General features: G+C 70.4%; 6 protein-coding genes. 3 read left to right on the top strand and 3 right to left on the bottom strand.

What is annotated here, in order from left to right:
• Positions 1–6,573 (top strand): non-ribosomal peptide synthetase (locus GA0115234_RS27030; protein ID WP_093546803.1); only part of this gene is annotated, 6,573 nt, incomplete at its 5' end.
• A 57-nt stretch (positions 6,574–6,630) separates the two neighbouring features.
• Here GA0115234_RS27030 and GA0115234_RS27025 read toward each other — a convergent pair.
• The 3 genes from GA0115234_RS27025 to GA0115234_RS27015 are packed head-to-tail and all read right to left on the bottom strand — an operon-like array spanning position 6,631 to position 9,357.
• Positions 6,631–7,854, bottom strand: coding sequence for a cytochrome P450 (locus tag GA0115234_RS27025; RefSeq protein ID WP_256088822.1), 1,224 nt, complete (start codon positions 7,852–7,854; stop codon positions 6,631–6,633).
• A complete protein-coding gene (locus tag GA0115234_RS27020) occupies positions 7,851–8,114 on the bottom strand; it encodes a ferredoxin (RefSeq protein ID WP_343335958.1) in 264 nt (87 codons plus the stop codon). The genes GA0115234_RS27025 and GA0115234_RS27020 overlap by 4 nt, the downstream gene beginning before the upstream one ends.
• A gap of 34 nt (positions 8,115–8,148) precedes the next feature.
• Positions 8,149–9,357 carry a cytochrome P450 gene (locus tag GA0115234_RS27015; RefSeq protein WP_093546797.1) on the bottom strand — a complete coding sequence of 403 codons (1,209 nt, stop codon included), beginning with the start codon at positions 9,355–9,357 and terminating at the stop codon, positions 8,149–8,151.
• A 395-nt stretch (positions 9,358–9,752) separates the two neighbouring features.
• Between GA0115234_RS27015 and ddaH the strand changes: the two genes are divergently transcribed.
• Positions 9,753–10,592: a dimethylargininase gene (gene ddaH, locus GA0115234_RS27010; protein WP_343335957.1), complete on the top strand. Its 840-nt coding sequence runs from the start codon at positions 9,753–9,755 to the stop codon at positions 10,590–10,592.
• A gap of 139 nt (positions 10,593–10,731) precedes the next feature.
• Positions 10,732–12,807, top strand: a complete 2,076-nt coding sequence (locus tag GA0115234_RS27005; protein ID WP_093546791.1) for a non-ribosomal peptide synthetase — start codon at positions 10,732–10,734, stop codon at positions 12,805–12,807.
• Positions 12,808–12,814: the final 7 nt, after the last annotated feature.

Genomic DNA, 12,814 nt, shown 5'->3' with positions numbered 1-12,814 from the left:
AACCTCGTCAACGGCGTCTCCCGGCTGGCGGAGGTCGTCCAGGTCGCGCCCGGCTCACGGATGCTCTGCGCCACCTCGATCAACTTCGACGTCTCCGTCTTCGAGGTGTTCAGCGCGCTGACCGTCGGCGCGAGCGTCGACGTGGTGGAGGACGTACTGGAACTGGCCAAGCGCGACGGCTGGACCGGTGGCTCGCTCCAGGCCGTGCCCTCGGTGTTCGCCGAGATCCTCGACCAGGTGACCGGTCGGATGAGCGTGGACACCGTCGTCCTCGGCGGTGACGCACTGCCCGCAGCGCTGCTGGAGAAGGTCCGCGCCGCCATCCCTGACGTGCGCCTCATGCAGGCCTACGGCCAGACGGAGGACTTCTACGCCACGACATACCACGTCCCGGACGACTGGAACGGCACCGGCAACGTCCCGATCGGCCGGCCGTTGGGCAATATGCGGACCTATGTGCTGGGTCCTGGTTTGGCTCCGGTTCCGGTGGGTGTGGTGGGTGAGTTGTACGTGGCGGGCGCGGTGGGCCGTGGGTATCACGGCCGTCCGGGGCTGACGGCCGAGCGGTTCGTGGCGGATCCGTTCGGGCCCGCGGGTGAGCGCATGTACCGCACCGGCGACCTGGTCCGATGGACAGCCGACGGCCAGCTCGAATACCTCGGCCGCGGCGACTCGCAGATGAAGATCCGCGGATTCCGCGTCGAGCCCGCTGAGATCGAGGCGGCGCTCCTCGCTCACCCGGGCGTCGACCAGGCCGTGATCGTGGTCCGCGACGGCCGGGGTGTGGGCAGCAAGCAGCTCGTGGGTTACGTCGTGCCGACGTACGGCGTCGATTCCGGTGATCCGGATTTGCGTGCGGGTGTGGACGTGGCCGAGGTGCGGAGGTTCGTGGGCGCGCGGCTGCCCGAGTACATGGTGCCGTCGGCGTTGGTCGTGCTGGACCGGATGCCGCTGGATCTGAACGGCAAGGTGGACCGTTCGGCGTTGCCTGCTCCGGAGTTCTCCGCGGGGGAGTACCGGGCGCCGCGTAAGCCGGAGGAGGAGATCCTCGCCTCGGTGTTCGCGGAGGTGCTGGGCCTGGACCGGGTGGGCGTCGACGACGACTTCTTCGCGGTCGGCGGCGACAGCATCCGTTCGATCCAGGTCGTCGCGCGGGCCCGGGCACGCGGCGTCGAGATCAGCCCCCGGCAGGTCTTCGAGTCCCGCACCGTGGCCGAACTCGCCGTCAAGGCCCGGCTGGACACGGCCGCCGTACTGGAGGAGCTGGCGGGCGGCGGCGTCGGTCGGCTGCCGCTGCCTCCGGCCGCCGCCTACCTCCTGGAGGCGGGCGGTGACATCGACAGGTTCTCGATGTCGACGCTGCTCGACCTGCCGGAGGGGATCGACGCGAACGGGTTGGCCGCGACCCTGCGCACAGTGCTGGACCGGCATGACGTGCTGCGCTCGCGCCTGGTCACTGAGGACGGTGTGTGTGGCCTCCGGGTGGGTCCGTCGGGTGTGGTGCCGGTCGACGGGCTGATACGCAGGGTTGCTTGTGACGGTCGTTGGGATGCGTCGGGGTGGCGTGAGTCGGCCGCCGTCGAACTGAACGCGGCGATGGGAAGGTTGGACCCGGTCGCCGGTGTGATGGCGCAGTTCGTCTGGTTCGACGCAGGTCCCTCGGTGCCCGGGCGGCTGTTGTTGGTTCTGCATCATCTCGTGGTCGACGGGGTTTCCTGGCGGATCCTGCTGCCGGATCTGGCGGCGGCATGGGCGCAGGTGCGTGAGGGTGAGGTCGTGGAGCTGCCGCGGGTGGCGACCTCGGTCCGCCGCTGGACCCACGCCTTGGTGGAGGAGGCCGCGACGGACCGCCGAGCTGCCGAACTGTCACTGTGGCAAAGGGTGCTGGAAGGCCCGGACCCGGAGATCGGCAGTCGGCGGCCGGACCCGGCGGTGGACACGATGTCGACTGTCGACACGGTGCGCGTCGAGCTTCCCGCCGAGGTGACGGAAGGGCTGTTGACCCGGATTCCGGCGGTCTTCCGGGGCGGGGTAAACGACGGCCTGCTCGCCGCGCTCGTGCTCGCCGTGGCGAAGTGGCGTTCGAGCGAGGAGAGTTCGCTGCTGGTGCGGCTGGAAGGGCACGGTCGTGAGGAGGCGGTGGTGCCGGGCGCGGATCTGTCGCGCACGGTGGGCTGGTTCACCAGTATGTTCCCGGTCCGGCTCGACGTCGCCGGGTTCGACCTGGACGACGCCTTCGCGGGTGGCGACGCGGCGGGCGGGCTGGTCAAGGCCGTCAAGGAGCAGCTCCTGGCGATCCCCGACAAGGGCCTGGGATTCGGGCTGCTGCGGTACCTCAACGACCGCACGGCCCCCGTGCTCGCCGCGTATCCCGAGCCGCAGATCGGTTTCAACTACCTGGGCCGCTTCTCCGCCACGGACATGCCGGACGAGCTGCGCGGCCTGGGCTGGACGCAGGCGCTGGAGTCCGTCGACGCGGACGCCGTGCTCGACGCGGACATGCCCGTCCTGTCGGCGCTGGAGGTGAACTCCTACGTCACCGACACCGCGCGCGGCCCCCGCCTGGACGCCACGTTCGCCTTCCCGACCGGGATCCTTGCCAAGGACGACGTAAAGGAGTTGGCGGAGCTGTGGCGGGCCGCGCTCACCGCGCTGGCCGACCACGCGGCCAAGCCCGACGCGGGCGGCCTCACCCCGTCCGACCTTCCGCTGGTCTCCGCCGACCAGGGACAGATCCAGGAATGGGAGCGGGTCTATCCCGGTCTGACCGGGGCCTGGCCTCTGACGCCGCTCCAGTCCGGTCTGCTCTTCCACAGTAAGTTCACCGACGCGCCGGTCGACGCCTACCAGGTGCAGTTGGTGTTCCACCTCTCCGGGCAGGTCGACCCGGAACGGATGCGTACCGCCGGCCAGGCACTGCTGGACCGTCACACCAACCTGCGCTCCGCGTTCCTCCCCGACGCGGGCGGATGGGTCCAGCTGGTGCTGGACGGGGTCGAGCTGCCGTGGCGCGACATGGACCTGCGCACGCTGCCCGAGGGCGAACGCGCCGAAGCCCTCGAACGGCTGCTGGCCGACGACCATCACGCGCGCTTCGACCCGGCGTCCCCGCCGCTGCTGCGCCTCGCGCTCGTCCACCTCGACGACGACACGTCGGAGCTGGTCCTCACCGCTCACCACGTGCTGTTCGACGGCTGGTCCATTCCGCTGCTGCTCCAGGACCTGCTGCGGCTGTACGGCTCCGGTGGCGACCCCGCGGCGCTGCCTACGGTCCGCGGCTACCAGGACTTCCTGGCGTGGCTGGCCGAGCAGGACCAGGACGCCGCCGCCCGCGCCTGGGCCGAAGAACTCGACGGCGTCGACGAACCCACCCTGCTCGCCCCCGGCGCGGCCGAATGGGACGGCGCGGGCGCCGAGCGCGTCGAGGTCGAGCTGAGCGTGGACGAGACCCGCGAACTGAACCGTCGGGCAGCTGAGTTGGGTGTGACGCTCAACACGGTGGTCCAGGGTGCATGGTCGCTCCTGCTCGGTCAGGTGACGGGACGTCAGGACGTGGTGTTCGGTGCGACGGTCTCCGGCCGCCCCGCCGCTCTGCGTGGAGTGGACGCCATGGTCGGCATGTTCATCAACACCCTGCCCGTCCGGGCACGAATCGCCCCCGCCGACACCCTGGCCGACCTGCTGACGAACCTTCAGGGCCACCAGGCGGCGCTGCTGGACCACCACCACTACGGGCTGGCCGAGATCCAGCACTCCACCGGGCTCCAGAGGCTCTTCGACACCCTCGTCGTCTACGAGTCCTATCCAATGGACCAGTCCGGGCTGACGGAGGCGAATGCCTGGGCCGGGATCACCTGCACCGGCATCCGGCCGTACGCGGGCAGCACGCACTATCCGCTGGCCGTGATCGCCGTGGCCACCGCGCGGCTCCAGCTGTCCCTCGAATACCGGCAGGACCTGTTCACGCACGACGCAATGGAAGGCCTGGGCGCCCGGCTGCTGAGGATCCTGCGGGAGCTCTTGGCCGACCCCGGCCGCAGGATCGCGGCGATCGACACACTGGAGCCGGACGACCGTGCGCGGCTGGAGGCGTTCAACGACACCGTGGCCGAGATCCCCGACAAGACGGTCCACCGGCTCGTCGAGCGGCAGGCTGCCGCGACTCCCGAGGCCGTCGCCGTGCGGTGCGGCGAAGTCGCGCTGACATACCGTGAGTTGGGTGAGAGGGCCGATCGGCTGGCGGTCGAGCTGAGGCGCCACGGAGCCGGACCCGAGACCCTCGTCGGGCTCGCGCTGCCACGCTCGGCCGACCTGGTGGTGGCGATGCTCGGCATCCTCAAGGCCGGTGCGGCTTATCTGCCGATCGACCCCAAGTACTCCAGCGACCGGCTGGTGTTCATGCTGGAGGATGCCCGCCCCGTCCTCCTGCTCACCGACCGGGCAACCGGCCCCGTGTTGCCCGCCACCGATGTGCCCCGGCTCCACCTGGAGGACGTCGACCTGGGCACGCAGGCGGACCGCGGCGTGCTGCCGACGGATCTGCGGCCGGACAACCTGGCGTACGTGATGTACACCTCGGGCTCCACCGGCACCCCGAAGGGCGCGGCGCTCACGCACGCCAACATCGTCAACCCTGTGACCCGGTTGGCCGAGATCCTCGGTTCGGGGCCCGCCTCACGGATGCTGGGGGCGGCGTCCATCAACTTCGACATCTCGGTGTTCGAGTACTTCCTCACCCTGATCACCGGCGGCTGTGTCGAGGTGGTCCGCGACGTCCTCGTCCTCGGCGAGGGGGGCGACTGGGAGGGGCGCGTGGTGCACACGGTCCCCTCGGCGCTGGGTGAGGTCCTCGGCCGGTGCACCGGCGAACTGCGTCTCGACACCGTGGTGCTGGCCGGAGAGGCGTTCCCGCCCGAGCTGTTGCACAAGATCCGCACCGTGATGCCCGGCACCCGCGTCATCAACGGCTACGGGCAGACCGAGGACTTCTACGCCATGACATTCGCCGTCCCCGACGACTGGGACGGCGAGGGCGGCATGCCCATCGGGGCGCCGCTGAGCAACATGCGGGTGTACGTCCTGGACGGGGCGCTGAACCCGGTGCCGCCGGGCGCGGTCGGCGAACTGTACGTCGCCGGCCGGGTGGGCCGGGGCTACTACGGGCGGCCCGGCCTGACCGCCGAGCGGTTCGTGGCCGACCCGTTCGGTCCTGCGGGCGAGCGGATGTACCGCACCGGCGACCTCGCCCGGCGCACCGCGGAAGGCCACCTCGAGTTCGCCGGGCGCAACGACTCCCAGGTCAAGGTGCGGGGCTTCCGCGTCGAACCGCACGAGATCGAGGCCGCGATCGCGGCGTATCCGGAGGTGGAGCGGGCGGTGGTCATCGCCCGGGATGGCAGGGGCTCCAGCAAGCAGCTCATCGCGTACGCGGTCCGGGCCGAGGGTGCCGAAGGGCCGGACGTACGGGAAGTGCGCGAGTTCCTGGCGGAGCGGCTGCCGGACTACATGGTCCCGGCCGCGATCGTGGCCATGGACCGGCTGCCGCTGACGCCCAACGGCAAGCTCGACCGGGCCGCGCTGCCCGAACCCGAGTTCATCGGCGAGGCGTACCGGGCCCCGCGCACCGCGCACGAGGCGCGCCTGGCAGAGATCTTCGCCGACGTGCTCGGTCTGGACCGGGTGGGCGTCGACGACAGCTTCTTCGCGCTCGGCGGGCACTCGCTGCTGGCGACGCAGCTGATCGGCCGCATCGAGGCGGCCTTCGGCGTGGGCTTCCCGATCCGGTTGGTGTTCGAGCACCCCACGGTCGCCGCGCTGGCCGACCAGCTGCGCACCGGCGCGGGATCACGCGTCGAGGACCCGTTCGCGCCGCTGCTGACGATCCGTTCCGGGGGCGAGGGGGAGCCGCTCTGGTTCGTTCAGCCCGGGTTCGGACTCGGCTGGTCGTACCTCAACTTCGCCCCGCACGTGAGGGACCGGCCGGTGTACGCCTTCCAGGCGCCGGCCTTCAGCGGGGCTCCGTCGCCCCGGTCCGTGGAGGAGTTCGTGCACGACTGCGTGCGGCGCATCCAGGAGGTCCAGCCCGAAGGCCCGTACCATCTCTTCGGCTGGTCGTTCGGCGGGACCGCCGCGCACGCGATGGCCGCTGAACTGGAGCGGCGCGGTCACGACGTAGGGCTGCTGGGGCTGCTGGACTGCGCGCCGAGCACTTATTTCCACGAGGCCGAGGTGCCCCCGCCGCACGACGTCGAGAGCGTCCTGGGCGAGTACGTCGGCAGTATGGTCGCCCCGGACGACGTTCGTGACGTCGTGCGCAAGGCCGCGGTCGCGTGGATCAACCACATGGAGATTCTCCAGGGCTTCACCTCGCCCGTCTACTCGGGGGACGCCCTGTTCTTCAAGGCGACGCGTAGCCAGGACGGCCGGTACGCAGGGGACGACGGGAACTGGAAGCAGCACGTCACCGGGACCGTCGAGGCGTACGATATCGAGGCCGACCACGAGGGTATGTGCGACGCGGCACCGGCCGCCGAGATCAGCAGGATCATCAACCGGAAGCTCGGCGTCGCATGACGAACGCGCTGCCGGAGGGGAATCCCCTCCGGCAGCGCGTTCGCGTCCGGCCGCCGGCTACCAGGTGACGGGAAGCTCGACGAGGCCGAAGACGCCCTCGTCGTCACTCTTGTACTTCAGTTCGCCGAACGGCACGGCCAGTTCCATGCCGGGGAGGCGGGCACACAGCGAGTCGAAGATCACCTGGAACTCCAGCCTCGCGAGGCTCTGCCCCAGGCACTGGTGCGCACCGAAGCCGAAGGCCAGATGGCTGCGGGCCGGGCGGTCGATGTCGAACACGTCCGGGTCCGGGAACGCCGCCGGATCGTGGTCGGCCGCGTTGGTCAGCGCCACCAGGCCCTCGCCCGCGTGGATCACCTTCCCACCGACCTCGACGTCCTCGGTCGCGACCCGGGTCATCGTCAGCTCGGCGATGGTGAAGCAGCGCAGCATCTCCTCCACCGCCTGCGGGGTCAGCGAGGGTTCGGCGGCGATCCGCGCGCGCTGCTCAGGATGGCGCAGCAGTGCCATCGTGCCGAGCGAGATCATGCCGGTCATGTTCTCCGACCCGCCGATGAACAGCAGCAGTGCCAGTCCCGTCAGCCAGGTGCGGTCGTAGGTGCCGCTCTCCTTGTTCTTGGCGATCTGCCTGCTGAGCAGGTCGTCGCCTGGCTCGGCCTCCTTCTTCTCGATCAGGTCCATCAGGTACCCGCTGAGCGCCCCGAACGCCTCGTCCCGGTCGGACTCCGAGGTGAGACCGCTGATCAGTAGGGAGTTGGTGGACAGGAACCACGCGTGGTCCGCGCGGGGAATACCGAGCTGCTCGAACATGACCAGCGCGGGCACCGGCACGGCGAACTCCGCCACCAGGTCGACGGGGCGCGGACCCCTGAGGATCGCGTCCAGCCGCTCGTCGACGATGCGCTGGATCCGGGGCCGTAGGTCCCGGGTCCGTTTCGCGGTGTACTCGCTGATCACCTTGCGGCGGGCCTCGCCGTGCGTCGGCGGATCCATGTGGATCAGCAGTTGGATGGGCTGCTCGTTGGGCCTCTCGGGGGTGAAGAACGGGTATCCCGGGAGCCGGACGTCCGAGCTGAACCGGGGGTCGGTGAGCACGGCGCGGACGTCCTCGTAGCGGGTGAGGACCCACGCCTCGTCCTTGTTCGGCAGGTGGAGCTTGGAGACCGGCTCCTTCTCCCGCAACTCGGCGTACTCGGGGGGTGGGGAGAAGGGACAGACACGGGGGATGGGCAGCGTCCTGTCGGCCGGTGCAGCCCGGTCGGGCGCGGATTGTTCGGTCACGGTTGGGTGCTCCATTCGTCGGACGTGCGCGGGCGACGCGGCCAGGTTGCCGCGCCGCCCGTGACTCGCCGTGCGTCATCGCGTTCCGTCGTTGTCCGCGACGAGGGTGATGGCGCCCATTGGGCACAGGCCGGCCGCCCGCCGGGTCGCCGCCGTGGCGGCGACCCGGCGGGCGGCGCGGGATCGAGCTGCGTCACCTTTCCGTCGTCGTCCTGGTCGAACACCTCGGGAGAGGTCAGCGCGCACACTCCGGTGCCCATGCAGCGCTCCCGTTCCACCCGCAGCTCCATCGGGTCAGGCCCGGTCCCACGTCACCGGAAGGCGGTCGACGCCGAAGACGTCGGAGTTGAACCGCAGCGGGATGTCGTCGGGGTCGATGTCCAGGCGCAGTGTCGGGAACCGTGCGAACAGCGAGGGCAGCGTGACGCGCATCTCGACGCGCGCCAGGTCCTTGCCCATGCACAGGTGGACGCCGTGGCCGAAGGCGACGTGCCCCTCGGCCTGCCGGTGCAGGTCGAAGGCGTCGGGGTCGGGGAACTTCTTCGGGTCGCGGTTGGCCGCCTGGTTCGACAGGGCGATGCTGTCACCGGCCTTGATCAGCTGTCCGCCGAGTTCGACGTCCTGCAGGGCCGCCCGCGCCCCGGTGTGGGTGATGGTCAGATAGCGCAGCAGTTCCTCGACGGTCCGGTCGGTGAGGGCCGGATCGGAGCGGAAGGCGGCGAGCTGCTCAGGGTTGCGCAGCAGCACCCACGTGCCCAGCGCGATCATGTTGGCGGTGGTCTCGAAGCCCGCGCCCAGCATGAGGGCCGCGATGTTGGCGATCTCCTCGTCCGTCAGGTCGGTCTCGGTGAGCTCGCTCATCAGGTCGTTGCCGGGATTGGTGCGTTTGGCCACGACCAGTCCGGTCAGGTACTCCTGGATGGCAACGAGGCAGGCCCACTGTTCCTCGGTGGGCAGGTCGTTGTCGTTCACGCCGATCGCGTTGCTCTGGAACGCCTCGCGGTCCGAATAGGGAACGCCCAGCAGTTCGCAGATCACCAGTGCCGGGATGGGCAGGGCGTACGCCTCCACCAGGTCGACCGACGGGCCGTGCTCCTCCATGGCGTCCAGGTATCCGTCGGTGATCTCCTGGATGCGGCCCTGCAGTTTGTCCATCTGGCGGCTGCTGAACCGGGGCTTGAGCAGGGTGCGGTAGCGGCCGGACTCCGGCAGGTCCATCCCGCCGAACATCCCCGGAGGGGCGGGCGGCAGCATCCCCTTGGTGCCCGCCCCGTGCAGCGGGGAGTGGATGAGTTCGAACCGCGCGCTGAAGCGGTTGTCCCCCAGCACCGCGCGGACCAGCTCGTGACTGGTCACCAGCCAGCCCCTGTGCCCGTCGGGGAAGACCATCGGGACCACGGGCTGCTCCTCGCGCAGCTGCGCCAGCTCCTCGGGCGGATCGAAGGGGCAGCCCGAGGGACGCTTGACCGGCAATTCCGGCAGTTCAGTGGCAGGGCGGGACATGAGCTTCCTTTCCTCGGATGATCGCGGGGAGACCGGGCGTCCCCGCCGCCGTGGGCCGCTCCACCCGGCCTGCTCCCGGTCGCCGCGGGCCGGGTCGCGATGGAGGCATCCCGCGCCACGCCGACCCTGCGCTTCGGCCAGCCCGCCCCGGGCGCTGCGGGAGTCGTTCGGAGACCGCCGTCGGCGGCGGCCGACGGGTTCTGGTCCGCGAACGTCCGGATCGGCGAAAAACGCGTGCTTACCGCCGAACGCTACAACGCGGTCTGGTGAATTGCTATCGTCTTCCCGGCGCCTCGGTCCTATAGGAAGGTCTGCTGTCCCGTCGACAGGACGAGCGCGGCGCGCGCTGATTTCCACCGTCCAGCCACAAACTGGAGCGCAAAGGAGTCAAGCAATTGCAAGGAAGCACTGAGCGACGCCCGACTCACCCCAGGACGGCGTCGCGGCGGCGTTACCTGATGTGTCGTCCCACGTATTTCGACGTCACTTATTCGATCAACGTGTGGATGGATCCGTCCCGGCCCACCTCGGCGCAGACCGCCCAGGAGCAGTGGAAGCGGCTGCATGACACGTTCAGCACCCTCGGCCACGACGTAGAGCTGATCGAACCGGTGCCGGGCCTGCCCGACATGGTCTTCTCCGCGAACGGCGCCATGGTCGTGGACGGCAGCGTGCTCGTCGCGCGGTTCCGCAACCGGCAGCGGGCCGACGAGGCGGAGGTCTACCTCGACTGGTTCCGTGCCGCGGGCTGGTCCCAGGTGCGGCAGGCCGAGTACATCAACGAGGGGGAGGGTGATTTCCTCTTCACCGGTACGGAAATCCTGGCCGGCAGTGGATTTCGGAGCGACCAGCGGGCACACCACGAAGTGCGTGATTTCTTCGACCGCCCCGTTATGTCCCTCACGCTTATCGACCCGCGATTCTACCATCTCGACACGGCGCTCTCCGTGCTCGGCCACGGTGAAATCATGTACTACCCCGATGCTTTTTCGGAGGAGAGCAGGTCTGTTCTTTCCGAGCGATTCCCAGACGCCATTCTGGCCGACGAGGCGGACGCCCTCGTCTTCGGTCTGAACGCGGTGTCGGACGGAAAGAACGTGATTCTCCCGCGGCGGGCCACCGGGCTCGCCGACCAGTTGCGCGACCGCGGCTACACGCCGGTCGGCGCCGACCTCACGGAGCTCCTCAAGGCCGGTGGCAGCGTCAAGTGCTGCACCCTCGAACTGCGGGAGTGATCAAGCCCCGCACGGACCGGGGGCGGGCCGGAGGCGGGTACGCGCTTTGGCGTCCCGTCGCCGGGACAACCGGTGCGGCCCGGCTCCGCGCGGTTCCGGCAAGGCCGTCGACGCAAGACGCGAGAAGGAGTAGCCACGCATGATCCCGCTGCCGACCGTGCACTCCCGCAGCACCGCGGCGGGTTTCACCCTGGACCCCGGACTGGTGGGCGCGGTGCGGGCACTGGCCGAGGAACGGGACGTGACGGTGGCCACGGTGCTGGGTTCGGCCCTGGAGGTGCTCCGGCTCCACCTGGGCGGTGACGCCCGGGCGGAGCTGCGGGCCACCCCGACCTTCGGGGAACTCCTCGCGGCGGTACGGGACCGGGGCCCCGAAGCTGGAGGCCTGATCGGGCCAGGAGCGGCAGCCCGGGGCGGTCTGTCGCTCACCGTTGCCCCGGACGCGCCCGGCCTGGAACTGGCCGGCGAGATCGCGTGCGCCGCGGGCCTGTTCGCACCGACGGCGGAGGAGGGGCTGGCGGACCGGTTCGTGCGGGTGCTGCGGCAACTGGTGGCGGACCCCGTCCTGCCGGTGGCCGCGGTCGACGTGCTGCATCCGGCCGAGCGCTACCGGTTGCTGGAGGAACTGGTGGGTACCGTGGTGGAGTTGCCCCCGCTGACGCTTCCTGACCTGGTGTGGCGCCAGGTACGCGCGACCCCGGACGCGGTGGCCGTCCTGGACGCGCTCCATAATCTGACGTACCGTCAACTTCATCGCGAGTCCGACCGGTTGGCTGCCCGTCTGAAGGGGTACGGCCTCGGACCCGAGTCGCTCGTGGGGCTGGCGCTGCCGCGCTCGGCGGACCTGGTGGTGGCCCTGCTGGGTATCCTGAAGTCCGGCGCCGGATACCTGCCGATCGATCCCCGTTACCCCAGCTGTCGGCTGGAGTTCCTGCTCTCCGACGCCGCCCCCGACCTGCTGCTCACCGACACCGGGACGGCGAGGAGGCTGCCCGACCACGGAATCCCCTGCCACTACGTGGACGCGTCCGGCCCCGACGGTGGCGATCCGGATCGGGAGCCGGATCGCGAACGGGTGCGGTCGCCGCTGCTCCCCGACCACCTGGCGTATCTGATGTACACCTCGGGCTCGACGGGTACCCCGAAAGGCGTGGCGATCACCCACGCCAACGTGGTCAACGGCGTCTCCCGGCTGGCCGCCGCCGTCGGCCTGGGCCCCGGGGCGCGCGTCCTGGCGGGCACGTCCGTCAACTTCGACGTGTCGGTCTTCGAGGTGTTCGCCGCACTGAGCACCGGCGCCGTGGTCGACGTCGTGCGCGATGTCCTGGCGCTCGGCGAACTGGGCGGCTGGACCGGCAGCGTCGTGCACACCGTGCCCTCGGTGTTCGCCGAGATGCTCGACCGGCTCGCGGGCCGCGTCGACGTGAACGTACTGATGTTCGCGGGCGAGGCGCTGACCGGTGCGCTGGTGCGCCAGGTCCACCGGGCGCTGCCCGGCACGTCGGTGGTCAACGCCTACGGGCAGACGGAGAGCTTCTACGCCACCGCCTACACCGTTCCCCGCGACGACGCGGGCCCAGGGGCCGTCCCGATCGGCCGCCCCCTGGGCAACATGCGCGCCTACGTGCTCGGCCCCGGACTCGCGCCCGTACTGCCTGGCGTGGCCGGGGAGTTGTACGTCGGCGGGGCGATCGGCCGCGGCTACCACGCCCGGCCGGGGCTGACCGCCGAACGGTTCGTCGCCGACCCGTTCGATCTGCCAGGGCGGCGCATGTACCGCACGGGTGACCTGGCCCGCTGGAACGCCGAAGGGCAGCTGGAGCACCTGGGGCGCGCGGACACCCAGATGAAGGTGCGCGGGATCCGCATCGAGCCCGCCGAGATCGAAGCGGTCCTGGTCGGCCACCCGGGCATCGCCCACGCCGCGATAGCCGTGCACCCCGGGCCGGGCTCCGGCGGCGGCCGCATCGTCGCCTACGTCGTTCCGGCCGCAGCGGGCGCCACCGGGGGAGCCCCCTACTCGGCGGCCACATCCCAGCTGGTCTCCGGTGATCCGGACTCCGCCCTCGCACCGAGGAAACTGCGGCGGTTCGTCGCCGACCGGCTCCCTGACTTCATGATTCCCTCCACGTTCGTCGTTCTGGACAGACTTCCGCTGGGGCCCAACGGGAAGCTGGACCGGCGGCAACTGCCCGAGCCCCGGCGCGGCGGTTGAGCACGGC

The organism is Streptomyces sp. DvalAA-43 (assembly GCF_900091725.1).
GTDB classification, from domain to species: domain Bacteria; phylum Actinomycetota; class Actinomycetes; order Streptomycetales; family Streptomycetaceae; genus Streptomyces; species Streptomyces pulveraceus.
Note: the sequence above shows the minus strand (reverse complement) of the source record. Positions and strands in the feature narration are given on the sequence as shown.